The organism is Streptomyces sp. NPDC042002 (genome assembly GCF_055588305.1).
Genome location: NZ_JBVJCT010000009.1, coordinates 64,230 through 89,248 on the forward strand (window position 1 = coordinate 64,230; position 25,019 = coordinate 89,248).

Annotated in this window: 23 protein-coding genes; 7 read left to right on the plus strand and 16 right to left on the minus strand. The window is 70.9% G+C overall.

Annotated elements, in window-relative coordinates:
* Positions 1–94: 94 nt before the first annotated feature.
* The 4 genes from yczE to ACZ6KY_RS16170 all read left to right on the plus strand — a co-directional run bounded on the left by yczE (position 95) and on the right by ACZ6KY_RS16170 (position 3,566).
* Positions 95–781 carry a membrane protein YczE gene (yczE, locus tag ACZ6KY_RS16155; protein ID WP_469310932.1) on the plus strand — a complete coding sequence of 229 codons (687 nt, stop codon included), beginning with the start codon at positions 95–97 and terminating at the stop codon, positions 779–781.
* Complete coding sequence (locus ACZ6KY_RS16160; RefSeq protein ID WP_469310933.1) at positions 778–1,545, plus strand: glycerophosphodiester phosphodiesterase; 768 nt, start codon at positions 778–780, stop codon at positions 1,543–1,545. The genes yczE and ACZ6KY_RS16160 overlap by 4 nt, the downstream gene beginning before the upstream one ends.
* A 41-nt stretch (positions 1,546–1,586) precedes the next feature.
* Positions 1,587–2,936 (plus strand): MFS transporter, encoded by a 1,350-nt coding sequence (locus ACZ6KY_RS16165; protein WP_469310934.1) that lies wholly within the window; start codon positions 1,587–1,589, stop codon positions 2,934–2,936.
* Positions 2,937–3,191: 255 nt separating this feature from the next.
* Positions 3,192–3,566 (plus strand): RNA polymerase-binding protein RbpA, encoded by a 375-nt coding sequence (locus tag ACZ6KY_RS16170; RefSeq protein WP_081223278.1) that lies wholly within the window; start codon positions 3,192–3,194, stop codon positions 3,564–3,566.
* Positions 3,567–3,832: 266 nt separating this feature from the next.
* Here the strand turns inward: ACZ6KY_RS16170 and fxsA are convergent, their stop codons facing one another.
* From fxsA to ACZ6KY_RS16190, 4 genes are all read right to left on the minus strand, one after another.
* Entirely contained in the window at positions 3,833–4,402 is a 570-nt protein-coding gene (gene fxsA / locus ACZ6KY_RS16175; RefSeq protein WP_469310935.1) for an FxsA family membrane protein, read from the minus strand.
* 383 nt (positions 4,403–4,785) lie between these two features.
* Positions 4,786–5,580 (minus strand): polyprenol monophosphomannose synthase, encoded by a 795-nt coding sequence (locus tag ACZ6KY_RS16180; protein ID WP_469310936.1) that lies wholly within the window; start codon positions 5,578–5,580, stop codon positions 4,786–4,788.
* A 540-nt stretch (positions 5,581–6,120) separates the two neighbouring features.
* Positions 6,121–7,737, minus strand: a complete 1,617-nt coding sequence (locus tag ACZ6KY_RS16185; protein WP_469310937.1) for an amidohydrolase — start codon at positions 7,735–7,737, stop codon at positions 6,121–6,123.
* 320 nt (positions 7,738–8,057) lie between these two features.
* Positions 8,058–8,498: an Lrp/AsnC family transcriptional regulator gene (locus ACZ6KY_RS16190; protein ID WP_328556717.1), complete on the minus strand. Its 441-nt coding sequence runs from the start codon at positions 8,496–8,498 to the stop codon at positions 8,058–8,060.
* Positions 8,499–8,766: 268 nt separating this feature from the next.
* Between ACZ6KY_RS16190 and ACZ6KY_RS16195 the strand changes: the two genes are divergently transcribed.
* A complete protein-coding gene (locus ACZ6KY_RS16195) occupies positions 8,767–9,201 on the plus strand; it encodes a hypothetical protein (RefSeq protein WP_469310938.1) in 435 nt (144 codons plus the stop codon).
* 746 nt (positions 9,202–9,947) lie between these two features.
* Here ACZ6KY_RS16195 and ACZ6KY_RS16200 read toward each other — a convergent pair.
* The 6 genes from ACZ6KY_RS16200 to ACZ6KY_RS16225 form a co-directional block, all read right to left on the minus strand.
* Complete coding sequence (locus ACZ6KY_RS16200) at positions 9,948–11,120, minus strand: acyl-CoA dehydrogenase family protein (RefSeq protein ID WP_469310939.1); 1,173 nt, start codon at positions 11,118–11,120, stop codon at positions 9,948–9,950.
* A gap of 243 nt (positions 11,121–11,363) precedes the next feature.
* Complete coding sequence (locus tag ACZ6KY_RS16205; RefSeq protein ID WP_469310940.1) at positions 11,364–12,023, minus strand: TetR/AcrR family transcriptional regulator; 660 nt, start codon at positions 12,021–12,023, stop codon at positions 11,364–11,366.
* Positions 12,024–12,125: 102 nt separating this feature from the next.
* On the minus strand, positions 12,126–12,272 hold the full coding sequence (locus tag ACZ6KY_RS16210) for an SCO1431 family membrane protein (protein ID WP_469310941.1): 147 nt from the start codon (positions 12,270–12,272) through the stop codon (positions 12,126–12,128).
* 270 nt (positions 12,273–12,542) lie between these two features.
* Positions 12,543–13,895, minus strand: a complete 1,353-nt coding sequence (locus ACZ6KY_RS16215) for a peptidase C39 family protein (protein WP_469310942.1) — start codon at positions 13,893–13,895, stop codon at positions 12,543–12,545.
* A 396-nt stretch (positions 13,896–14,291) separates the two neighbouring features.
* Positions 14,292–15,833 carry an amino acid permease gene (locus tag ACZ6KY_RS16220; protein ID WP_469310943.1) on the minus strand — a complete coding sequence of 514 codons (1,542 nt, stop codon included), beginning with the start codon at positions 15,831–15,833 and terminating at the stop codon, positions 14,292–14,294.
* 51 nt (positions 15,834–15,884) lie between these two features.
* Positions 15,885–16,841, minus strand: a complete 957-nt coding sequence (locus ACZ6KY_RS16225) for a hypothetical protein (RefSeq protein ID WP_469310944.1) — start codon at positions 16,839–16,841, stop codon at positions 15,885–15,887.
* Positions 16,842–17,076: 235 nt separating this feature from the next.
* Here ACZ6KY_RS16225 and ACZ6KY_RS16230 point away from each other — a divergent pair, with 235 nt between their 5' ends.
* Complete coding sequence (locus ACZ6KY_RS16230) at positions 17,077–17,730, plus strand: uridine kinase family protein (protein ID WP_469310945.1); 654 nt, start codon at positions 17,077–17,079, stop codon at positions 17,728–17,730.
* 468 nt (positions 17,731–18,198) lie between these two features.
* On the plus strand, positions 18,199–20,064 hold the full coding sequence (locus tag ACZ6KY_RS16235) for an AAA family ATPase (RefSeq protein ID WP_469310946.1): 1,866 nt from the start codon (positions 18,199–18,201) through the stop codon (positions 20,062–20,064).
* Positions 20,065–20,143: 79 nt separating this feature from the next.
* Here ACZ6KY_RS16235 and ACZ6KY_RS16240 read toward each other — a convergent pair whose 3' ends face one another.
* From ACZ6KY_RS16240 to ribH, 6 genes are all read right to left on the minus strand, one after another.
* The gene (locus ACZ6KY_RS16240) at positions 20,144–21,232 is read right to left on the minus strand and encodes a hemolysin family protein (protein ID WP_469310947.1); all 1,089 of its coding nucleotides are present in this window, start codon (positions 21,230–21,232) and stop codon (positions 20,144–20,146) included.
* On the minus strand, positions 21,229–22,560 hold the full coding sequence (locus ACZ6KY_RS16245) for a hemolysin family protein (RefSeq protein ID WP_469310948.1): 1,332 nt from the start codon (positions 22,558–22,560) through the stop codon (positions 21,229–21,231). The genes ACZ6KY_RS16240 and ACZ6KY_RS16245 overlap by 4 nt, the downstream gene beginning before the upstream one ends.
* A 197-nt stretch (positions 22,561–22,757) precedes the next feature.
* Positions 22,758–23,225 (minus strand): PH domain-containing protein, encoded by a 468-nt coding sequence (locus ACZ6KY_RS16250; protein ID WP_469310949.1) that lies wholly within the window; start codon positions 23,223–23,225, stop codon positions 22,758–22,760.
* 14 nt (positions 23,226–23,239) lie between these two features.
* On the minus strand, positions 23,240–24,097 hold the full coding sequence (gene hisG / locus ACZ6KY_RS16255) for an ATP phosphoribosyltransferase (RefSeq protein ID WP_469310950.1): 858 nt from the start codon (positions 24,095–24,097) through the stop codon (positions 23,240–23,242).
* Positions 24,098–24,183: 86 nt separating this feature from the next.
* Complete coding sequence (locus ACZ6KY_RS16260; RefSeq protein ID WP_030038616.1) at positions 24,184–24,456, minus strand: phosphoribosyl-ATP diphosphatase; 273 nt, start codon at positions 24,454–24,456, stop codon at positions 24,184–24,186.
* A 34-nt stretch (positions 24,457–24,490) separates the two neighbouring features.
* Entirely contained in the window at positions 24,491–24,976 is a 486-nt protein-coding gene (ribH, locus tag ACZ6KY_RS16265) for a 6,7-dimethyl-8-ribityllumazine synthase (RefSeq protein WP_328556700.1), read from the minus strand.
* Between the last annotated feature and the right edge of the window lie 43 nt (positions 24,977–25,019).

The following is a 25,019-nucleotide window of genomic DNA, read 5'->3' on the forward strand; positions in this document are numbered from 1 at the left end:
CAGTCCACCTTCCCCGAATTGGCCATGGATGAAGCAAGTTCCCCCGCCACAGAGTGTCATGTGCCAGGCCACTACCACCACTGGGGGGCATCCCATGTCCACACGCTCCGAGTCCGCACCTGCCGAGGATCCCGGGTCCGGACGGCTTCCCCGCCGCCTCGTCCAGCTCTACGCGGGGCTGGCCCTGTACGGCGCGAGTTCGGCGCTCCTCGTGGAGGCGGGTCTCGGCCTTGAGCCGTGGAACGTGCTGCACCAGGGTCTCGCCGAGCTGACCGGTCTGACGATCGGCGTGGTGTCGATCATCGTGGGCGCGGCGGTGCTGCTCCTGTGGATCCCGCTGCGCCAGCGGCCGGGCCTCGGCACCGTCTCCAACGTCTTCGTGGTGGGCCTCGCCATGGACGGCACCCTCGCACTGGTCCCGGACGTCCACGCCCTGGCCGTACGGATTCCGCTGATGGTGGCGGGCATCGTGCTGAACGGCGTGGCGACGGGCCTGTACATCTCCGCCCGCTTCGGCCCGGGTCCCCGCGACGGTCTGATGACCGGACTGCACCGGCGTACGGGCCGCTCGGTCCGGCTGGTGCGTACGGTCCTCGAGGTGGCCGTCGTCGCGACCGGCTTCGCGCTCGGCGGCACGGTCGGCGTCGGCACGGTGCTGTACGCCGTCGCCATCGGACCCCTCGCCCAGTTCTTCCTGCGCGTGTTCGGCGCCCGTCCGGCACCGGTCGGCAGCGCCGTTGTCGCCACAGGTCAACCGGAGCGCGCCATACTGCCCGGGTGAGCACGCGCACTCGTCACCCCTACCTCGACCACCCCGGCCCGATCCCCTTCGCGCACCGCGGCGGGTCGGCGGACGGTCTGGAGAACACCCTGACCCAGTTCCGGCGGGCGGTGGACGCCGGGTACCGCTACATCGAGACCGACGTGCACGCCACGGCGGACGGCAGGCTGGCCGCCTTCCACGACGCGACCCTCGACCGGGTCACGGACGGGGCGGGCCGGATCGCGGACCTCCCCTGGGCCGAAGTGCGCCAGGCGCGCGTCGCGGGCCAGGAGCCGGTGCCCCTCTTCGAGGAGCTTCTGGAGGAGTTCCCCGACGTGCGCTGGAACGTCGATGTCAAGACCGAACCCGCGCTCGTCCCGCTGCTCGACCTGATCGGCCGCACCGACGCCTGGGACCGTGTGTGCGTCGGTTCGTTCTCCGAGGCGCGCGTGACCCGTGCCCAGCATCTGGCCGGGCCGCGCCTCGCCACGTCGTTCGGCACCCGCGGGGTGCTCAACCTGCGGCTGCGCTCGTGGGGCGTACCGGCCGCGGTGCGCCGCTCCGCCGTCGCGGCCCAGGTGCCCGAGACGCAGTCGGGCGTCCCGGTGGTCGACCGTCGCTTCGTACGGGCCGCCCACGCGCGCGGGCTCCAGGTGCACGTGTGGACCGTGAACGAATCGGAACGCATGCACCGGCTCCTGGATCTGGGAGTCGATGGCATCATGACCGATCACATCGACACGCTGCGCAAGGTCCTGGAAGACCGGGGCACCTGGTTCTGAGCCTCCTCGCGCGGTCCGTTCACGGAGAAGCGAGGGCACGGGTGAGCACGGACACCGTGCGGGCGGGGACGGCCGAGGAGGCCGTCGAGCGCCGGCGAGAACAACGCGGCTGGTACTTCTACGACTGGGCCTGCTCCGTCTATTCGACGAGCGTGCTGACCGTGTTCCTCGGCCCCTATCTGACAGCGGTGGCCAAGCACGCGGCGGACGCGGACGGGTTCGTCCACCCACTGGGAGTACCGGTCCGCGCCGGCTCCTTCTTCGCGTACACGGTCTCCGCGTCGGTCATCCTGTCGATCTTCGTGATGCCGATGGCGGGCGCCGCCGCCGACCGTACGGGCCGCAAGAAGCCGCTGCTCGCGGCGGCGGCCTATCTGGGCGCCGCGGCCACCACGGGCATGTTCTTCCTGGACGGCGACCGTTATCTGCTGGGCGGACTGCTGCTGATCGTCGCGAACGCCTCGCTGGCCGTCTCGATGGTCCTGTACAACTCCTACCTGCCGCAGATCGCCCCGCCCGAGGAGCGCGACGCGGTCTCCTCCCGGGGCTGGGCCTTCGGGTACGCGGCGGGCTCGCTGGTCCTGGTCGCGAACCTGATCCTGTTCACGGCCCATGACAGTTTCGGGGTCTCCGAGTCGACGGCCGTGCGCATCTGTCTGGCCTCGGCGGGTGTCTGGTGGGGCGCCTTCACCCTCGTACCGCTGGCGCGACTGCGCGACCGCCCCACACCCTCCGCCGGACGGGCGTCCGGCAACGGGTGGCGGCAGCTCGCGGCCACGGTGCGCGACATGCGCGGCCAGCCGCTCACGCTCTCCTTCCTGCTCGCCTACCTCATCTACAACGACGGCATCCAGACGGTCATCTCGCAGGCCTCCGTCTACGGCTCCGAGGAGCTGGGCCTCAGTCAGTCGACCCTGATCGTGGCCGTACTCCTCGTCCAGGTGCTCGCGGTCGGAGGCGCACTGGGCATGGGCCGGCTGGCCCGCACGTACGGCGCGAAACGCACCATCCTCGGTTCACTCGTCGCCTGGACGCTCACCCTCGCCGCCGGGTACTTCCTGCCCGCGGGCGCGCCCGTGTGGTTCTTCGTCCTCGCGTCCGGCATCGGACTGGTCCTGGGCGGCAGCCAGGCGCTGTCGCGCTCCCTGTTCTCGCACCTGGTGCCGAGCGGCAAGGAGGCCGAGTACTTCTCGGCGTACGAGATGAGCGACCGCGGAATGAGCTGGCTCGGCCCGCTGCTGTTCGGGTTGACCTACCAGCTGACGGGAAGTTATAGGGACGCGATCATCTCGCTCGTGGCCTTCTTCGCCATCGGCTTCGTCCTGCTCGCGCGGGTCCCGGTGCGCCAGGCGATCCGCGACGCGGGCAATCCCGTACCCGACAGGATTTAGCGCCCGGCGCCAAAGAGCGGTAGTGTACGCGTTTGGCCTGCCTGGCGTACCGTTACTGCGCGTCAATGATACTGAAGCGTTGGGTGACATCTGATGCCAGATGTGACAAACCGGGCGACGGTGGGTACAACAAGGGGCGGCTACGACGGCGACGCAGGACCCGGAACGGGAATCTTTACCGCCGACCGGACGTTGACCGGATGACGACGACAGCGACACCTGTCCTGTGGGCGACAAGCCCGGGAGGCACGATTCATGAGTGAGCGAGCTCTTCGCGGCACGCGCCTTGTAGTGACCAGCTACGAGACGGACCGCGGCATCGACCTGGCCCCGCGCCAGGCGGTGGAGTACGCATGCGAGAAGGGACATCGTTTTGAGATGCCCTTCTCGGTGGAGGCCGAAATTCCGGCGGAGTGGGAGTGCAAGGTCTGCGGGGCCCAGGCACTTCTCGTGGACGGCGACGGCCCTGAGGAAAAGAAGGCCAAGCCCGCGCGTACGCACTGGGACATGCTGATGGAGCGGCGCACTCGCGAGGAGCTCGAAGAGGTCCTTGAGGAGCGCCTGGCCGTCCTGCGCTCCGGCGCGATGAACATCGCGGTGCATCCGCGGGACAGCCGCAAGTCCGCCTGACCCCTCCGAGGGTCGAGCGGCATACACCGCACGCCGAGACCGCGGGCACCGTACGTCACGTACGGGGCCCGCGGTCTCGTGCGTTCCGGTGAATTCGGGGACGCTGTTTCCCGTACGCCACCACGGTCCCGTTCGTCGTACGCCGGCCGGGCTCGGCGTCTGGCGGGGCCACGGTTCGGCTTGGGCGTGACGCGACGGGGTCCGGCGGAGCGGTGATCGTACGTGGGCCGGTGGCTACGGCGTCCAGGCGCGGGCCGCCGTGGCGGCTAGCCGTTCAGGGGCGGATAGTGGCCGCCGGACCCGCGCGGCTCCTCGTCCCTGATGACCTCGCCCTGGACCACCTTGCCGTCGGGGCGGTGGATACGGACCTGCTGGAAGGCGTCGCCGACGGTACCGGGGGCGGCCACCCGCATCTTGCGCTCGAAGGCGCGCTGCCCGTAGCGGCTGAGGCCCTTCTGGACCGGCGGGACGAGCAGGAGCAGGCCGATCGCGTCGGAGATCAGCCCCGGGATCATCAGGAGCAGGCCGCCGAGCATCGTCAGGCCGTTGCCCCGGCCGCCCTCGCTCGTGGGCGTGACACCGCTCTGTGCCTGCTGGAGCGTCTGGCTGAGGTTCCGGAAGGCGCGGCGGCCGGCCCGCTTGATGACCACGGCGCCCAGCACGAACCCGGCGACCAGCAGCAGGAGCACCGTGAAGCCGCTCGTGGCCCGCGCGACGAGTGTCAGCAGCCAGATCTCCAGCACCAGCCACACCGCGACACCGAGCGGCAGGAAGGTGCGCAGCCGCGAGCGCCGCGGGCGGGCGGGGTGCGTGGGGGTCGGAACGCCTGTCGTCATGCTCCCAGTGTGCCTGGGCAAGCCTCAGTACGGGATAAGCGGATGATCAATACCTACCGCTGGGGCATCGGGCCGGCCGGACCGGACGAGGACCGCGCACAGCCCGTCCGTACATCAGGACAGGTTGGGAACCCGGTCCGGTGCCGAGGCGGACCGGGAAGCGCGTCCGGGTGTCAGCACTGTTCGCGGCTCGTACGGCCGCAGAAACACTCACGGACCCCACGAGCCACAGGGGACACACGGCGGCCCGGACGGACATCAGGACGTGGGTCCGCCTCCGGCACCGCACGGGTGCCAGGACGGACCGGTGAGCCGCTTGGGGCGCCGGACGGCGAGCCGGTCCCGGTGCCGGGCGCCGGGACCGCCTGTGAGCCGGGCCTTTGTCAGGGCTGCTTGCGGCGGGCCGTGATGCGGCCGACCCGCTCGCCCACACCCCAGGTGGTGACGCGCCACAGCGCCTCCACGAGGATGTCGCGGCTCATCTTGGAGTCGCCCAGCTCGCGTTCGACGAAGGTGATCGGGACCTCGACGACGTGGTAGCCGGCCTTCACCGCGCGGCGGGCCAGGTCGACCTGGAAGCAGTAGCCCTGGGAGGCGACCTCATCGAGACCGAGGCCTTCGAGGGTCTCGCGGCGGAAGGCGCGGTAGCCGCCGGTCACGTCCCGGATCGGTACGTCGAGCAGGACGCGGGAGTAGAGGCTGCCGCCGCGCGAGATGAACTCGCGGGACTTGGGCCAGTTCACCACCCGGCCGCCCGGCACCCAGCGCGAGCCGAGCACGAGGTCCGCGCCCTTGAGGGCGGTCAGCAGGCGGGGAAGCTCCTCCGGCTGGTGCGAGCCGTCGGCGTCCATCTCGATGAGCACGCCGTAGCCGTGCTCCAGGCCCCAGCGGAACCCCGCGAGGTAGGCGGCACCGAGCCCTTCCTTGCCCTTGCGGTGCAAGACCTGGACGTTCTCGTCATCGGCCGCCAGCTCGTCGGCGAGCTTGCCCGTGCCGTCGGGGCTGTTGTCGTCCGCCACCAGAACGTGCGCCTCGGGCACGGCGGATCGCACCCGGCCGACGATCTTCTTGATGTTCTCCGCCTCGTTATAGGTCGGAATGATCACCAAGGCCGTGCCGAGCGGGCCGAACTGCCTCCCCTGGACTTTCGCCGCGAGGGTCCCGTCGCCGTCGTTCACTGCTGCCCCTTCGTATCCGTACGCAGGGGTCCACCATAGTGCGCCCAACCTGCGCTGCCGCGTCGCGGTGTCCTTACGGGGGTGTCGATTCGCCAAGAGGTGGGTAAGAGCGGACGCGCCGGGGCGGAAATCGCGTCCTGCGGATCGGGGCCCGGCGCCCTTCGGGCCGACCAGGGACCCGCTGGCTGCGGGTCGACCGAAAGCCGTTGTCTACTGAACGTCCGGGCCCCACCCGGGTCGCACCTGCCGACTTGTCGGAACGTTCCCTCGCCTCGCTGCGCCGGCGCTGGGCCTGGCTCCCAGTGGCGGTGCGCCGGTGCGGCACACCACCCCTGACCCAGCGGCGCTGCGAGGCCGCGCGGAAATTCCCCCGTCGGCCGTCCGGTGGTGGACCCGGCCGAACCTACCCGCCTCCTGCGGCCAGCTGTCAACACTGGCTTGATCTGCGCCTTTTCCGACAAAGCCCTGGTCAGCGCCGAGGACGCGCAGGTCGAGCGACGGGGTGCCGGGCCCTGAAGGCGACCCCGGAACCCCGGGACATCACTCGTTAGGCCGTACGAATATCGTCCGTCCGCCGACCACGGTGCGCAGGCAGACGGGCAGGTCGTTGCCCGGGGTCAGATCGGGCAGTCCGGGGGTGCCGGAGCGGGGGTCGGTGGACCAGCGCGCGACCCGGTCGTCGGGCGCCTGCACGACGAGGTGGCCGGTGCGCCACACGGCGTAGTCCGCGGGCGCGCCCGGTACCAGGATGCCCGCGTCGTCCCGTCCGACGGCCCGCCAGCCACCCCGTGTATGGGCCGTGAAGGCGGCACGCACGGACACCCGGTGCTCGGGCGTCCGGTGGAAGGCCGCGGCCCGCACGGTGCCCCACGGGTCGAGCGGGGTGACGGGGCTGTCGGAGCCGAAGGCCAGCGGCACACCGGCACGCAGCAGGGCCGCGAACGGGTTGAGCGCCCGGGCCCGTTCCACGCCCAGACGCTGGGCGTACATACCGTCCTCGCCGCCCCACAGCGCGTCGAAGGCGGGCTGCACGGAGGCGGTGAGGCCGAGTTCGGCGAAGCCCGCGACGGTCTCCGGGGTGAGCATCTCGGCGTGCTCGACGCGGTGCCGGGCAGCACGCACGCGGGCCAGGCCGACCTTCTCGGCGGCGGCGCGGACGCCCTCGACCACGGAGGCCACCGCGGCGTCCCCGATGGCGTGGAAGCCCGCCTGGAGGCCCGCCTCGGTGCAGGCGACCACATGTGCGGCGACGGCGTCGGCGTCGAGGTGGGCGACGCCCGTGTGGTCGGCGTCGAGGTACGGCTCGTGCAGGCAGGCGGTGTGCGAGCCGAGGGAGCCGTCGACGAAGAGGTCGCCGGCCGCGCCGAGGGCGCCGAGGGCGCGGGCCTTCTCGATGTCGCGGTCGGCCCAGTAGCCGACGACCCTCGGTCCCGGCTCCTCGGCGGCGAGCCGCAACAGGCCGGTGAAGTCGTCCTCGGAGGAGATCTCGGGGCCCGCGCACTCGTGGACGGAGCCGATGCCGAGCGAGGCGGCGTGGGAGAGGGCGGCCCGCTGGGCCTCGGTGCGCTGCTCGCCGCCGACCGCGCCGAGCGCCGCGGCACGCACGGCGTGGTGCGCGTCGCGGGTCAGCGGGCCGTCGGGCGCGTATCCGGCACGCGCGGTGACGCCGGGAACCAGGTCCAGCAGCGCGCTGCTGGCCACCGCGGAGTGCACGTCGATGCGGGAGAGGTAGAGCGGGCGTCCGCCGGTCGCCTGATCGAGTTCGGCGCGGGTCGGGGGACGGCCGCCTGGCCAGCGGGCCGCGTCCCAGCCGTGGCCGAGCAGTACCCGGTCGGCGGGACGGGCGGCGGCGAAGTCGCGTACGAGGGCGAGGGCCGCGTCCAGGGAGGGCGCGTCGGACAGGTCGAGGCCGGTGAGCGCCAGCCCGGTGGAGGTGGTGTGCACATGCGCGTCGGTGAACGCCGGGGTGACCAGGGCTCCTTCGAGGTCCACGACCTCGTCGACCCCGTCGGCGAAGGCGTCGGCGGCTCCTTCCGAGCCTACCCAGGCGACTTGACCCCGTTCCACGACCATGGCGGTGGCGAAGGGGTCGGCGGGGCTGTGGACTTCTCCACCGCGCAGCAGCACGGTGTCCGACGGGGCGGTGCTCTCACTCATGGGACCAGTCTCGCGCCTCTCGGCGACCGGCCGTCGCCCGGGTGGGCCCGGCGCGTCCCGACGGACAGATCCGCCCGACCGTCCGGACGAACCTGCGCGATCACCCGTACAGCCCCGCGAGCCGCCCGGCCCGGCCTGCGAGATCGCGCGGCGGGGCCTGATCGACGACGCGGGCGGCCCCGCGAGATCCCGGGGCCCGCCGGATGGGCTGCGCGGACGGACCCGCGGGCATCGCGCGGCGGCCCTGTGTCACCGTGCCGACGCGTGTGCCCGGTGGGCCGGGACGGGTGGTCGCCGTAGGGGCAGTCCGGCCGGGGCGGTCAGATGCGGGGTGGGCGGGATTCGTACGGTGTCGACAGGACGACCGTGGTCCGGGTCGACACGCCCGCCAGCGCTCGCAACCGCCCGAGGAGTTCCTCGAGTTCGTGCGGGGTGGAGACCCGCACCTTGAGGATGTAGTTCTCGTCGCCCGCGACGCTGTGGCAGGCCTCGATCTCCGGGACGCCCGCGAGGCGTTCGGCGATGTCGTCGGGGGCGCTGGGGTCGAACGGTTTCACCGAGATGAAGGCGGTCAGGGGCAGCCCGACGGCCTCGGGGTCCACGACCGCGGCATAGCCCCGGATGACCCCGCGCTGTTCCAGCCGGCGCACCCGCTGGTGCACGGCGGACGTGGACAGGCCCGTGGCCTTGCCCAGGTCGGTGTAACTCATCCGCCCGTCTTCGACGAGCAGCTGCACGATCTGTCGGTCCAGCTCCTCCATGGCGCAAGAACCTACAGGGCCGTTGATCCCCCGGGATACCTCAGCGGTGCAGGTCATACCTGCTTTGTGATGTGGCTTAGAGTCAGTCGCGCGCCACCCGGCGGAGAAATTCCGCCGGGCCAGGCACCTGCGGGCGGCATGTGACGAACGACACATGGATGCAACCGGGTCCGTGATGTTCACGTGATTACCGCAGAGACGGGACGGGAAGTGCTTGCTGTGGTCGAGGTCGCAGCGCCTTGTCGGCCCACCCGAGGGGGAGAATCCCATGCAGAGTCTTAAGCGCCCTGGTCGTACCGCACCCAGGCGGCAGCAGGCCGTTCTCGAGCTCGAGCCGGAGGGTGTCGAATCCGACGCCCTGGACGGTGACGAGTTCGACGCGTACGACACCTTCGAGATGTACCGGGTGATCTGCCCGGACTGCGCGCAGCCGATCGCACTGCTGGCGGACGAGGAGGTCCTGCCGGAGCACGCGCTGTGCGCCTCCCCGTGGAACCCGTTCGGGCTCACGGTCTGCTCGGGCACGGGCCGCACGGCCGGCGACGCGCGGCCCGCGGACGAGACCGCGGAATTCCAGGAGCAGGACACGGCCCTGCTGTTGACGCTCCCTCAGGGCCTCGACTGGCGGACGCAGCCGTTCTCCCATGCGGGCGGGCAGGGCTCGCGCCCGATGCGCGTTCCCGAGATGCGCCGCGCCGCCTGACCGGTCGGCGCGCTCGGCCGTCAGCGCCCGGTCCATCCCAGTAGCTGCCCTGCACCATGGCTCGCGGGCTGCCGTGGTGCAGGACCAGTGTGTCCGGATCCGGGGGGCGACCACCTCGCCGAAGCGGCGAACGCGAACCGCCCGTCGATCACCCACGCGCAGCAGGCGCGTTGGACAGCGACATGCCGGCGCAGCGGGCTGCCGTCTCCGGGCAGGCCGAGGAAGTCCGCTTCCTTCAGGGCGACTTGGTCGTGGAGTACGGCCCGCTCGGATCCCGCGGGGGTCCCGTCGCGAACGCACGCCCGATTCCGCGGGCGGGTGACCTGTCCGCCCGCCGGAGCGTTGCCCCGGCATGAGCCCCACACCTTCCGCGACCGGGCGCAGGCGCCGGATCCTCGTCCCGGCTCCGGCGGAATCGGTTCTCTGGGCACCCCCGCCCCCGCCACCCCCGCCGGTCCAGGATCCGCCCATCTACCGCGCCCTGATGCGTACCTGGGCCGATCGCGGCCGTACGCTGCCTGGCCGCCACGACCCCGAGTGGGTGCGTCTGGCGGCGCCGTCGGTGATGTACGGGTACGGGCAGTCCGGCGCGCTCACGGAACCGCGGGGGGAGGCACGCTTCGTACCGGCCCGGGACCCGCGCGGCGAGGGGCGGTTCACCGCGTCCCGGGACCCGCGCAACGAGTTCGGCGTGAGCGCGGACCCCGGGGGCGAGTTCGGCCCGCACCGGGACCCGCGTGGTGACCTCAGCGCGCCTCGGGACCCACGAGGTGGCGCGCGATGACCATGCGCTGGATCTGATTGGTGCCCTCGACGATCTGGAGCACCTTCGCCTCGCGCAGGTACCGCTCGGCCGGGAAGTCGGCGGTGTACCCGTACCCGCCCAGGACCTGGACGGCGTCCGTGGTGACCTTCATCGCGCCGTCCGTGCACAGCAGCTTCGCCATGGCCGCCTGCTTGGAGAAGGGCCGGCCGGCGTCCCGCAGCCGTGCCGCGGCCAGGCAGAGCGCGCGGCCGGCCTCGATCCGGGTGGCCATGTCCGCGAGCATGAAGCGCAGCCCCTGGAAGTCCGAGATCCGCCGCCCGAACTGGCGCCGCCCGGTGGCGTACGCGACGGCCTCGTCCAGCGCGGCCTGGGCCACACCGGTCGCGCAGGCCGCGATCCCGAGGCGCCCGGAGTCGAGCGCCGACAGGGCGATCGCGAAGCCCTGGCCCTCGTCGCCGAGGCGCCGGCCGTCGGTGACGCGCACCCCGTCGAAGTGGACCTGGGCGGTCGGTGAACCCTTCATCCCCATCTTCCGCTCGGGCGGCGAAGCGCTCAGCCCCTCGGCGCCGCCGGGCACCAGGAAGGCCGTGATGCCGCGCGAGCCCTCGCCGCCGGTGCGCGCGAACACGGTGTAGAAGTCGGCCACCCCGCCGTGCGTGGTCCACGCCTTGGTGCCGGTGATCACCCAGTCGTCCCCGTGCCGCACCGCCTTCGTCCGCAGCGAGGCGGCGTCGGACCCCGACGCCGGTTCGGAGAGGCAGTACGCGCCGAGGAGGCCGCCGCCGAGCATCGCGGGCAGGTGCCCGGCCCGCTGCTCCTCGGTGCCGTAGTTCGCGAGGGCATGGCAGGCCAGGGTGTGGACGCTGACGCCGAGGCCCACGGTGAGGCGGGCCACGGCGAGCTCTTCGAGTACCTGGAGGTAGACCTCGTACGGCTGGCCGCCGCCTCCGAGGCCGGAGTCGTACGGCAGTCCGAGCAGTCCGGATTCCGAGAGGAGTCCGAAGAGCTCGCGCGGGAAGCGTCCGGCGTCCTCCTCCTCGGCCGCCTTCGGCGCGATCTCGCGCCGCGCGATGTCACGGACGAGCGAGATCAGGTCCCGGGCCTCGTCCGTGGGCAGTTGACGGTCCACCGGCTGCGGGGCGCGATCGGGCACGGCGACGCTCCTCCCTGTTCGGGCACATCGGCGAAGCGGCACCCGGGTGGGGTGGCGCCGCCGGGTCTCACCCGGCCCCGCCGATGCTCCCGGCCCGGATCACGGAACCCGCCGACCGGCGGCCGTGGCGCCGCGAGTACGCCCGAACGGAGGCACGCTCTCACCGGACGACGACCACCTGCCGAAGGCGCGGGGAATTGGTCCGAACCATTGACAGAGTGGTCTAGTCCTCATAACGTTCCCTCAGTTGTCCCGCCGGGCGTCGGGCGGGGCCGCGTAGGAGGGGTCGAGTTCCTCGACGGCGCGCATCGCGCCCCCCAGCATCTTCACCAGCAGTTCGCGCATCGTGTCGCGTGGCAGCGCCGGGTGGCCGATCCAGTCGAGGGTGGCGCCCTCCACGCCGTGCAGCCAGCCGAGCAGCGCCATGCGCGGCAGCGGTCCGACCCGGCCCCTGCCGTACGCCCCTTCGGCGATCGTCGCGACGATGGCCTCGCGCACGCCCTCGCGTATCGCCTGCACTTCGGTGTCGAAACCCACGCCACCGGCGATGATCGTCCGGTACGCGGCCTGATTGTGCTCGGCATAGCGGAGATAGCCGTCGATCGTGCGCTGGACCCGCTCCACCGGAGGCAGTTCCAGACCGTCGGCGGCCCGGGAGACCAGATCCGCGACCGAGTCCTCGACGATGGCGAGGTAGTAGCCGCGCTTGGACTTGAAGTAGTAGTAGATCAGCCCCTTGGCGACGTGCGCCTGACGTGCGATGTCATCCATCGACAGTGCGTCGTACGACGTGTCGGCGAACAACTTCCGCCCGATGGCGATGAGTTCGGCGCGGCGCGCCAGTGAGCGGTCGGTGCCACGCGCCCGCGGGCGGTCGACTTCACGCTGTTGACTATTATTCAATTTCGGCCCTGGTCTCCAACTGCCGACGGAACATGCGCAGTATGGCAGAACCATGCCGACCGCTCATCGGGGCGCGACAGGCAGCCCCTGCGGCCTGCCGCCTCAGAGCAGACCGAGCTGGGTCACCAGCATCGCCACGACCACCACGAAGGTCCAGCCCAGGACGTGTTCGAGGATCTTCGGGCCGTCGTCCTCGGGGCCGCCGGTGCGGGCGCGGAGACGAGGGGCGGTGGCGGAGCTCACGGTCATGGCATCTCGCTGACGTAGTGGTGCGGTGGCGTCCCCCGCCTCCCGTCGGCTCCCCACCGACCCGCCCACCTTGCCACCGGAGCCGCTTTCCCCGGTAGAGACCTGGGTCACGTCCGCACCTCGACCGGCTTCGGATCCCGCTGGATCCCAGCGGGCAGGCACCGCGTGTGGGTCTCGTCACAGACCTGCGGACGACCGGCCGGGCGTTCCCCGATGGCCGCGTTCAGGACGGGCGGGCGGCCCCCGCCGGCTCGGGGGCCGCCGCTCGCGTCACCGGATGCCCACCGCCGCGAGCGCCTTGCGCTGCCGCGCCGAGGGGTGCGCCGGGAAGTACAGGTAGCAGACCCCGCCGGTGCCGGAGACGACCTTGCCGGAGGCGTTGTAGCGCTTGGTCCGCAGCCAGATGTTCTCCCACTCGGAGCGCTTGTAGACCCTGCGCACCGCGTCGTCGCCGGGCGACGCCGGGTCGTTGGCGATCACGTCGCCGTCCGCGGTGAACCCTATGACCGTCATGAGGTGGCCCGAGGTGCCGTAACCAGCGCCCGTCAGCTCGGTCTTGAGGAACGACTGGGACGTTATGGCCGGGACGCCGGCGGCGATCAGCGTCTCCAGGTCGGTGAGCGAGCCGAGCCGGGTCACCACGCCCTGGAGGTCCTTGTACGTCGAGGCGTAGGCGGCGTTGAAGGGCCAGTTGCCGCAGCCGGTGTACTGGTAGTCGTAGGTGGAGCGGGCCGCGAGGCACACCTGCGGGTCGGTGTACGTCGGGTCGACCCAGGCGAGTTGGTCGGCAGTGGGCCTGCGTCCCCAGTACTCGATGATCATCTGCGAGGAGGTGGGGCTGCACCAGGCCTCGCCGCCGTTGTCGTACTCGGGGTACTGGCCGGCGTGGATCTCCTGCGAGTAGCGCGGAACCCTCAGCTCCTGGGCGAGACCCGGGGTCGAGGCCGGGACGGTGAACCGGTCCGGGATGTCGGAGCCCATCGCGCCGAGCCGCCACACGATGGGCGTGGTCCTGGAGCCCGGGGTGCGGTAGAGGGTCAGGCGCAGCCGGTACGAGACGAGGCGCAGGCCGGAGGCGGCGTCGTCGATGGAGAAGGTGTCCGTCCAGATCGTGCTGCGGCCGTCGGTCTGGTCGTCCACGGAGGTGCGCCTGATGTCCTGGTCGCCGGAGGCCCAGCGGCCCATCACGTACCAGGGGGTGTCCGTGCCGTCGGAGTAGGTGCCGGTCAGCTCGACCTGGAGCCAGGTGCCGGCTGGGGTGTGCGCGTTCCAGGAGGCGATGGCCTCCGTGGAGGGGACGGCGAGCCGGTGGACCGGCGAGGTCCAGGTCGCGTACTCCCAGGTGGCGGTCCTGCCGGTGTGCGGGTCGGTGTAGTCCGTGGTGCCGGCCGGGGCGGCGATCACCAGGCCCGGGCGTACGCCCGGCGCGGCTCTGGTGCCGCGCGTGCTGCCGGAGCGCCAGTCGCTGTACGAGGTCCAGGCGCGGTTGTCGACGAGACCGCCGGGCGCCCTGGTCCGGCGGGCCGGGGCGGCGGCGGCCGACGTACCCGTGGCCCCCACCGCCGCCGCGGCGACCGCGGCTGCCAGGACGATCCTGCGGGACGGCTGTTCGGCTCTGCTCATGGGTGGAGAACCCCCAGGTGTCCGGAACGGGCGGGCCCATGCTCTGTCGTGCGCCAACTATGGACGCCCGGGGCCGACTTCTGCCAGCACTTCGGCCCGTGCCACGCCCACCAATATTGGTCGGGACCACTGGCATGACCTGGGACGCCAAGGGCGTGTTTCGAAAGTAGCGTCGTCCGCCCGGAGGGCGGGGCTCGCGGCGTCTGGTGCGGTGCATCGCAAGGCGGAGGGTCGCCCGCGTACTGGGCGTACTCGGGCGATCCCGACAACGCGGCGTGGGGGTCCCCCCTGCTCGAAGAGCTTGGGGGAGTGCCGTGCCAGGCGTCGCGAGCCAGACGGGACTTTCGAAACACGCCCTGGGCCCCGGCGGGTGCCGGGGCCGAGGCGGACGGACGATCAGACGAGGTCCATGGCGGCGACCTCGTCGGGGCGGCCGTAGCTGACGGGACCCTGGAAACGACGGCGCGCCGTGGCGAACCACCACACCGTCGCGACGACCAGCACCACGGCCAGGGCGATCCCGGCGTAGTTGAAGTTGTCCCCGGTGATCGGGGAGAACTGGGGCAGCATGAAGAGCACGCTGCTGGCGAGGATCCAGGTCACGGCCACCCAGCCGACGGGCCTGCTCCAGCGGCCCAGGTTCCAGGGACCGGGCTGGAACTCGTCGCCGAGCCGCAGCCGCAGGAAGATCGGCACGGCGTAGGCCAGGAAGAGTCCGACGACGTTGACGCTGACGATGGCGGTGAAGGCGGTGTGCGACCACCAGGCGGGCAGGACGAGGGCCAGGGAGCAGGCGACGGCCAGCCAGACGGCCTTGACGGGCGTACGGGTGCGCGGCGAGACGGAGTGCCACCAGTGGGAGCCCGGCATCGCGCCGTCCCGGGAGAAGGCGAAGATCTGCCGGGTGTTGCTGGTCAGGTTGGCCAGCCCGCAGAAGAGCATGGACCCGATCACGATGAGCAGAATGAACTTTGCCATGCCCATGCCAAGCCCGTCGATGAGAATCTGCACGGGCGGCGCCGAGGACTGGGCGACACGGTCGTAATCATGAATGCTGTACACAAGGGCAAGCATCAGGATGAGCCCGGTGATCGCCGAATAGCCGATCGAACGGGTGATCCCCTTCGGCGCGTTGACCGTGGCCCGCACCGTTTCCTCGGACATGTGGAAGCTGCCGTCGAAGCCGGTGAAGGTCCAGCTGGTGACCAGCAGACCGAGCATCCCTCCGTAAATCCCGTTCGTGAAACCGGTGTTGTTCGCGAAATGCGTGACGAACGAGACGGACTGGTGGTCGTCGGGCATCACGATGAGTGTGCTCACGATCACTACGAGCCCGATCAGCAGCCACCACACGGAGATCCGGTTGAGCAGGGCGACCAGCTGGACGGTGTAGGTATTGGCCAAACCCTGGAGCACGATGACGAGCGCCGTGATCAGGACCGTCTGCTCGGCGGTCGGCTCGTACGAGTGCCACTGCAAGGCCACGAACGCCTGGATGAAGGTGGCGGCCGCGTATCCGGTGGCGGCCGTGCCGCCCACCTGACCCACGAAATTCAGCCACCCCGTGTACCAGGACCAGGCGCCCTTGTGGCGTTTGGCGAGCTTTCCGGCGGAGAAATAGAGCGCTCCGCTGGTCGGATAGGCGGAGGCGACCTCCGCCATCGCGGCGCCGATGAAGAGCACCATCACGGAGACGCCGATCCAGCCGAACACGAGAATGCGCGGGCCACCGGCATTCATGCCGAAGCCGAAAGACGAGAAAATACCCGAAATGATGTTGATGATGGTGAAGGAGATCGCGAAATTGTCGAACGCCTGGAATCGGCGGGTGAGTTTTCGCGGATATCCCATCGCGTGAAGCGTCGCGTCGTCGTCGAAGGCGACGGAATCCGTTCCGGAGCCGGTTCTCTGGCGTGGGGGCGATATCCGTTCTGACACAACTGACCTTTCTCTCGGGGTGGTTCAGGACGTCAGGGAGGGGGCGGGCGGTCAGCCGGCCCCCGGCACGAGAAGGCCGCAGGCGCGGCGGGCACGGGAGAGCTGCTCCTCGGGATCACCGAACACACTCCACGGCATGCGGCAGGCGTACGGCCCCATGGCCATGAGGACCGCGCGCGCCTCGAACTCGCGCTGCGCCATGAACAGCGCGTGCGCCAGATACGCCAGGTCGAGCACCGGCGTGAAGCGGTATCCGGACGCCTCCGGCAGCCAGTTCTGGTAGATCGCGAGCGCAGTGGAACGCCACTGCGGCTGCTCCCAGGTGCGGTCGACCAGCAACTGCGTGGGGTTGTAGCTCTCCACCAGGGCCACCAGCGGCAGCAGCCGCAGCGACGAGGAGGCGGGGGCGCGCTGGCTCAAGAAGGCGGCGACGTCCCAGGCGGCGTTCACGGAACCGCCGTACCGCGTGAAGAAGAAGGCCAGGAACCGGTGATGGCCCTCACGGTTCCACGGGTCGAGGCGGAGGATGTGCGAGAACAGCCGCCAGGGGCCGGGCGGCTGGGTCAGCAGCCCCTGCGGCGCGGGGTCACGCAGGTCGTGCAGCCGGGCCATGGACAGCCGGGCGACCCAGGGCGTGGGATCGGCCCGGTCCATCACCGCGGCCCGGTCGCAGGCGGTCAGCGCTATGCGCTCCAGCGCCTCGGCCCGGTCGTCCTTGGCGTCGGCCGCGCGTAACGCCCGCAGCACGGCCACGCGGGCCCACATCAGCGCGGCCTCGGGGGTCTGCTCCTCGGCCAGCCAGCGTTCGGTGAGGTCGGAGTCGGCGGCCTCGGAGGCGAGGACCAGTGAGCGATGGGCCCGTAATCCGAAGTCGGCGCGAGTCTCCGACAGGGCTTCGTCGGCGCTCAGATAGCGGCCGGCCCGGACATCCGTACAGACGCTCGCGAGTCTGCGGTCGTCGGCCGCCGGATGCCACACATACTGCCCTTCGAATAAGCCCGCGGCCATCTTCCCCTGTCCATCCCCATACGACGCCTCGCCGTTGCGCAACAGGAACCCTACTCAGCATCCCGGAGTACCGGAACGCCATATCTGAAATACCTGGTTCCGCGGGGTCGGGAAATTTTGGAGCGGACCCTCAAACTTCTTGAGGATTGTTCAATGAATGGTTCAATGCGGCACTACCCTGAACCCGTGGATCCGCTGTGAACGGCCCATCGATAGAATGTTCGCCAGGACCGCCATGCCCACCTCGCACCTCACCCCGGGAAGCCCCATTCACGACCTCGCCTCGCGGCTGCGCCGGCTGCCGCCCTCCTGCGGCCCCGTCCGGCTGATCGGCGTGGACGGCCACGCGGGCTCCGGAAAGACCACGTTCACCGGGGAGTTGGCGACGGCCCTGGGCGGCGCACCCGTACTGCACCTCGACGACATCGCCACCCACGAGGAGCTCTTCGGTTGGACCGGGCGCCTGCTCAACCGGGTGATCGAGCCGTTCGGGCGCGGCGAGACGGCGCACTACGCCCCGTACGACTGGACCGCCCGGGAGTTCGGACCGGTCCGTGAGCTGCCGGCCGCGCCCGTGGTGCTGCTGGAGGGCGTCGGCGCGGGACGCCGCGCGCTGCGCCCGTGGCTCGCGCGACTCCTGTGGATGGAGTTGCCGCACGAGGAGGCCTGGGCGCGGGGGCGGCGACGGGACGGCGAGGCGCAGAGCGGCTTCTGGGCCGCGTGGGTCCGCGCCGAGCGCCGGCACTTCGCCGAGGACCCCACGCGACCCTTCGCGGACCAAGTGGTACGGCAGTGTCCTGAGGGATACGAGGTGCTGCCGGGGCCCGTTGAGACGTCTGGACCGGACCAGTTCCTCACTCACCGTGATGGACCACCCGCAGTGTGCTGAACTTGCGAAGACCCACTCCGGAGAAGTTGCCTCAGTCTCTCAACTCTGCTTGACCAGGGGGCCGTACAGGTCTTACGTTCTGAAGGAGCGGCCTTCGGGAGCCGCCCCGCAGTCGCGAAGCCCCCGGTTGTTCCCCCGTGATCGGGGGCTTCGTTCTGCCCAGACCCTCCCTTTCCGGACGCCGCCCGGCACGATTCGCTCACCCTGGGTCACCGTTGCGAGTGCGCCCCATCTGCTCCCACCTCGTGGAACGGGCCGTGCGGCACCCTTCGGCAGGCCCATGAACCGCAGGTACGATGCCTCTCGGTGCGACCTTCGGACGGCTGCTCTGCCGCACCGCTTCAACTCCCGTCCGCGGCACAGTCGTTCGACCAGAGCTGCCGACGGGCACCGGCCCGGCGGCAAGGGGGGTGTCCTGATCCGCGAGGCACTCCCCGACCATCGGGGGCACGGTTTGTGGGGGACGTGATGGACTTCGGCACGCAGGGCCCCGAGGCCCCGGCCGACCTCGCCTGGCTGCGGGGTGTGGACGCCTACACCATGGGCGCCTACCCGCAGGCGGAGGAGGAGTTCCGCGCCGCGGTCCGGATGGACCCCGGCATGGCGGACGGCTGGCTCGGACTGCACGCGCTACGGGTGGACACGACGACCGCGCTGCTGCGGATGTTCCGGCACCGGGACCGCTTCGGCGAACAGCGCTCACGCCACCGGCGCACCCTCAACTCCTGGTACTGGCTGGGCTGGTGGGTTCAGCCGGTGCTGGAGAGTCCGCGCGACCTGCTGCTCGCGCACGCCTCGCACTGGCTCGACGGACGTCATGTCCCGGAGCTGGACCGGGCGTTGGCCGGCCTGCCGCCGGTCGACGCGGACCACCAGGTGCGGTTCCTGCACGCGTGCCGCGCCTATCTGGTCAAGGACTGGGAGCAGTTGGTCCGGCACACCGATCCGCTGATCAGCGATCCCATGCTCGGCATAGAGGCCGGACTGTTCGGTGGCATGGCGCGGGTCCGGCTGGAGATGTACGGGCAGGCCGAGCCGCTGCTGTCGTCCGCGCTGATGCGCTGCCGCAGCGAGCAGCCGCAGCGCAAGGAGCTGCGGTACTGGCTGGCCCGCGCCCACGAGGGCACCGGACGGTCCGCCGCGGCACTGCCCCTGTACCGGGCGGTGCACCGGGTCGACCCCTCCTTCATGGACACCTCGGCGCGGCTCGCGGCCATCTCCGAGGGGGACGGGTACGACGACGCCGCGGCCGATCTCGCGGCGATCACCCTCGCCGGGATCGGACAGGACGTACTGGAGGGCCCGGACGGCATGGATCCGCTGTTCGGCTCCGAGGGGCGCGACCTCAGGCTCTCGGAGCCCGATCCGTCGCCGCCCGGTGGACTCCCGGCGCAGACCGACGGCTACCGGGAGAAGGCGGTGGTGCCGGTGCAGCCGATGCCCGCGGGACCGACGGACCCCGCCTTACTCGAAGAGGCGCTCGCCGAGCTGGAGCGCATGGTGGGCCTTGAGCCCGTCAAGCGACAGGTCAAGGCGTTGTCGGCGCAGTTGAACATGGCCAGACTGCGCACCGGGCAGGGCCTCCCGGTGCAGCCGCCGAAACGGCACTTCGTCTTCTCCGGCCCCTCCGGCACCGGCAAGACCACGGTGGCCCGCATTCTCGGCCGGGTCTTCTACGCGCTCGGGCTGCTCGGCGGCGACCATCTCGTCGAGGCCCAGCGCGCCGACCTGGTCGGCGAGTACCTCGGCCAGACCGCCGTGAAGGCCAACGAGCTGATCGACTCGGCGATCGGCGGCGTCCTGTTCGTGGACGAGGCGTACTCGCTGTCCAACTCCGGCTACGGCAAGGGCGACGCGTACGGCGACGAAGCCCTCCAGGTCCTGCTGAAGCGGGCCGAGGACAACCGCGACCACCTGGTCGTCATCCTCGCCGGATACCCCGAGGGCATGGACCGCCTGCTCGCCGCCAACCCCGGTCTCTCCTCGCGCTTCACCAGCCGCGTGGACTTCCCCTCGTACCGCCCCCTCGAACTGACCTCCATCGGTGAGGTGCTGGCCGCCGAGAACGGCGACATCTGGGACGAGGAGGCGCTGGACGAGCTCCGCTCGATCGCCGGGCACGTCGTCGACCAGGGCTGGATCGACGAACTCGGCAACGGCCGCTTCCTGCGCACCCTGTACGAGAAGAGCTGCGCGTACCGGGATCTACGGCTGTCGGGGTACCCCGGCACACCGTCGCGCGACGACCTGTCGACCCTGCGGCTGCCCGATCTCATGCAGGCGTACGGGGAGGTCCTGTCGGGACGCGGCCCGCAGGATCCGTCGGCGATGTGAGAAGGCCCCGGTTCCGCCGGAGCCGTACGACCGCCACGGGGTCGCACGGCCGCCGGGAACCCGGGGCCCACACTCACGTTCAGCTCGCCAGCGCCTCCTCGGGGGCCTGGCTGGGGCGCGGCTCCGCGACCCGTACCGGCGCGACATTGCGGTGCGCCGGGTCCCGTACCTCGCCGACGAGCAGTTCCAGTACGTCCTCGAGCGTCACGAGGCCGAGGACCTTGCCGGCCGCGTCGGCGACCTGGGCGAGGTGGGTGGCCGCGCGGCGCATCACGGTGAGGGCGTCGTCCAGGGGGAGTTCGGACCGCAGGGTGGTCATCGGGCGCCACATCTGCTGCGGGACCGCGCGTTCGGACTCCTCCAGGTCGAGGACGTCCTTCACGTGGAGGTAGCAGCCCATGAAGGCGCCGTTCTCCGCGACCACCGGGAACCGGGAGTACCCGGTGCGCGCGGTGAGCGCGACGACCTGGCCCGGGGTGACCGAGGGGTCCACGGTGACCAGTGAGCCGCTGTCGAGGAGGACGTCGGTGACCGGGCGGGAGCCGAGCTCCAGGGCGTCCTCGAGGCGCTCCTGTTCCTCGGGGTCGAGAAGGCCCGCCTGTCCGGAGTCCTCGACCAGCCGGTTGAGCTGCTCGCTGGTGAAGACCGCTTCGACCTCGTCCCGGGGCTCGACCCGGAACAGCTTGAGGATGAGCCGCGCGCAGGCGCCGAGGCCCACCGTGACCGGCCGGCACACCCGCGCGAAGGCGACCAGTCCGGGGCTGAGCCACAGGGCCGTCTTCTCGGGCGCGGCCATCGCCAGGTTCTTCGGGACCATCTCGCCGATGACGAGGTGGAAGAAGACGACGAGGGCGAGCGCGATCACATAGCCGAGGGGGTGGATCACCGAGTCCGGCAGCCGGACCGCCGCGAAGAGCGGCTCCAGCAGACGGGCGACGGTGGGCTCGGCGACCGCGCCGAGCGTGAGCGAGCACATGGTGATGCCGAACTGGGCCGCCGCCATCATCTGCGGCAGCCGCTCCAGGCCGTACAGGACCTGCCGGGAGCGCGCGGTGCCCAGCGGTTCGATCTGGCTGCGCCGTACGGACACGAGCGCGAACTCGGCGCCGACGAAGAAGCCGTTGGCGAGCACCAGCAGGCCCGCGAACAGGAGTTGGAGCATGCTCATCGGACGGCCTCCGGGGCGAGCGCGGTCCGCACCAGGCGGACACGTTCGGCGCGGTAGTGCCCGACCTGTCGCACCACGAGGCGCCAGCCCGGGAGCTCGGCCTTGTCGCCGGGGGCCGGGATCCTGCCGAGCAGGTCGGCGACGAGGCCCGCCACGGTCTCGTACGGTCCCTCGGGCACGTCGAGGCCTATGCGTTGCAGGATGTCCACCCGGCAGCTGCCGTCGGCGTCCCAGGCGGGCCTGCCGTCCTCGGGCGGAGCGGCCGCGAGCTCGGGCGGTTCGCCCAGCACGTCGTCGTGCTCGTCGCGGACCTCGCCGACGAGTTCCTCGACGATGTCCTCCAGGGTGACCACGCCGGCCGTGCCGCCGTACTCGTCGACGACGACGGCGATCGGCTGTTCACTGCGCAGCCGCTCCAGGAGGGGCCGCACGGGCAGCGTCTCCGGGACGAGCAGCGGGGTCTGGGCGATCCGGCCGACGGGGGTGCGCAGCCGGTCGCGCGAGGGGATCGCGAGGGCGTCCTTGAGGTGCACCATGCCGACGATCTCGTCGATCCGCTCCCGGTAGACGGGGAAGCGGGACAGGCCGGTGGCACGGGTGAGGTTGACCACGTCCTCGGCGGTGGCCGACGACTGGAGGGCGCTGACCTTCACCCGCGGTGTCATGACGTGCTGCGCGGTGAGGTCGGCCAGCGACATCGTGCGGACGAAGAGGTCCGCGGTGTCCTGTTCCAGGGCGCCCGCCCGGGCCGAGTGGCGGGCGAGGGAGACGAGTTCGCCGGGGGTGCGGGCCGAGGCCAGCTCCTCCGCGGGTTCGACGCCCAGGGCGCGGACGAGCCGGTTGGCGACCGTGTTGAGGGCGGCGATCACCGGCCGGAAGAGACGGGAGAAGACGTGCTGCGGACCGGCCACGAAGCCGGCCACCTGGAGCGGCTTGGACACCGCCCAGTTCTTGGGCACGAGTTCACCGATCACCATCTGCACGGCGGAGGCCAGCAGCATGCCGGTCACCACGGCGATGCCGGGCACCGCGCCCTCGGGGAGCCCGATCGCGCCGAACGGTCCGTCCAGCAGTTGGGCGAGGGCCGGTTCGGCGAGCATGCCGACGACGAGCGAGGTGATGGTGATGCCGAGCTGGGTGCCGGAGAGCTGGAAGGACAGCTCCTTGAGCGACTCGACGACCTTAGCGGCGCGCTTGTCGCCGTCGGCCGCGGCCTTCTCGGCGTCGGGGCGCTCGACCGTGACGAGGCCGAACTCGGCCGCCACGAAGAATCCGTTGGCGAGAATCAGCAGGAACGCCGCGCCAAGGAGCAACAGGGGGAGGGTCATGCCGCCGCCTCGCTATGTCGGAAGGGGGCGGCGCAGGTACTACAGGACGATCCGTCCATCGCTGGAGGGAGTCACTCCTCGGGTAGCAGGGGGCCTCTGAGGGCCGGAGCACATCGGAGGCGGAGGCGCGATGAAAACGCCTCCGCCAACAGATTAATCAAGACATGGGCCCTCAGGGCAGGGTGGAAGGCCGAGAGTCAGCCCTGATGTTCGCCGCGGTGCCCGTCCGGCTCGCGGATGGCGCGGGCCGAAACCAGGGCGCGCAGGGTGCGGGCGTCCTCGATGGCGCGCTGTTTGGCGATGCCCGGCTGGATGCCGAGAACCGGCAGGCTGGTGCCGTCGCTGAGGTCGAGGAACACCCAGGGGTCGCCGGGACGCAGGTTGACCTGCACGATCTCCGCCCAGTCCAGGTGCCGGCGGCTCGCGATGTTCACGACGGTGACACCGCTCTCGTCGGCGACGACCTTGGGCCGCGAGAGCAGGACGAGCACGCCGAAGAGGAGCGCCGCGGTGAAGATGAAGCTGAGCTTCTCCCCCGGGCCGAGTTGCTCCAGAAGCATCGCGACCGTGGTGATGACCACAAGGATCGAGGCGCCCGCGGTGAGCAGCACGGCCCGGGTACGGGACGGGCGGAAGGTTATGGGAAGAGGGGGAAGGTCCGACATGTCCGTGGGTCCCGTCAGAGCCGGCAGGCGTGGATGGCCGTGGTCAGGATGGCCCGCGCGCCGAGCGCGTACAGGTCGTCCATGATCCGCTGGGCCTCCTTGGAGGGGACCATGGCGCGGACGGCGACCCAGCCCTCGTTGTGCAGCGGCGAGATGGTCGGCGACTCCAGGCCGGGAGTGAGCGCGACGGCCTTCTCCAGGTGCTCGGCACGGCAGTCGTAGTCCATCATCACGTACGTCCGCGCGACCAGGACGCCCTGGAGCCGGCGCAGGAACTGCTGCACCTTGGGCTCGGCGTCCTCGGTGCGGTCGGCTCCGACGCGGCGGATGACGATCGCCTCGGACTTCATGATGGGGTCGCCGAAGATCTCCAGGCCGGCGTTGCGCAGCGAGGTGCCGGTCTCGACGACGTCCGCGATGACCTCGGCGACACCGAGTTCGATGGCGGTCTCGACGGCGCCGTCGAGGTGTACGACGGAGGCGTCGATGCCGTGGTCGGCGAGGTGCCCCGCGACGATCCCCTCGTAGGAGGTGGCGACCGTCGTGCCGTTCAGGTCCGCGATGCCGTTCGCGGTGCCCGGCTTGGCGGCGAAGCGGAAGGTGGAACGGGCGAAGCCGAGCGGGAGGATCTCCTCCGCGTTGGCTCCGGAGTCGACCAGGAGGTCGCGCCCGGTGATGCCGATGTCGAGACGGCCGGACGAGACGTAGATCGCGATGTCGCGGGGGCGGAGGTAGAAGAACTCGACCTCGTTGTTCGGGTCGACGATCCGCAGCTCCTTGGACTCCCGGCGCTGCTGGTAGCCGGCCTCATGCAGCATGTCCGCCGCAGGTCCTGAGAGGGAACCCTTGTTGGGGACGGCGATGCGCAGCATGAGGTCGGCTTCCTTTGCTCGAGGTTGTTCAGGAGATGGGTGGGACAGGTGGACGTGCTCGGTGGGGGCGACGCGGGGAGCGGCCCCTACAGATGCGCGTACACGTCGTCGAGGGAGATCCCGCGCGCGACCATCATCACCTGGACGTGGTAGAGCAGCTGCGAGATCTCCTCGGCGGCGGCGTCCTTGCCCTCGTACTCGGCGGCCATCCAGACCTCCGCGGCCTCTTCGACGACCTTCTTGCCGATGGCGTGAACACCCTTGCCGACCAGCTCGGCGGTGCGCGAAGTGGCGGGATCGCCCGTGGCGGCCTTGTGCTGGAGCTCGGTGAAGAGCTCCTCGAACGTCTTATTGGACATGGTGGTCCTCACCCTACGCGCTCGGTGCCGTACCTCAGTGCCAGGGTTCGGATACTGAGCGGAGGGTGGCCGCCGTCGCCACGGCGGCCGTCACGGCCTCGTGCCCCTTGTCCTCGTTGGAGCCCTCGATGCCCGCGCGGTCCAGTGCCTGCTCCTCGGTGTCACAGGTCAGCACACCGAATCCGATGGGTACGCCGGTGTCGATGGAGACCTGGGTGAGGCCCTGGGTGACGCCCTGGCACACATACTCGAAGTGGGGTGTTCCGCCGCGGATGACGACGCCGAGCGCGACGATCGCGTCGTAGCCGCGGCCCGCCAGGACCTTGGCGGCGACCGGCAGCTCGAAGCTTCCCGGGACCCGCAGCAGGGTCGGCTCGTCGATTCCCAGCTCGTGCAGGGCGCGCAGCGCGCCGTCGACGAGACCGTCCATCACCTTGTCGTGCCACTGTGCCGCGATGACCGCGACCCGCAGGTCGCCGCAGTTGCGTACGGACAGTTCGGGTGCACCCTTGCCGCTCACGTCTCTCCTTCAGTCCCGCTGTGCTGTGTTGCCGATAGTGCTT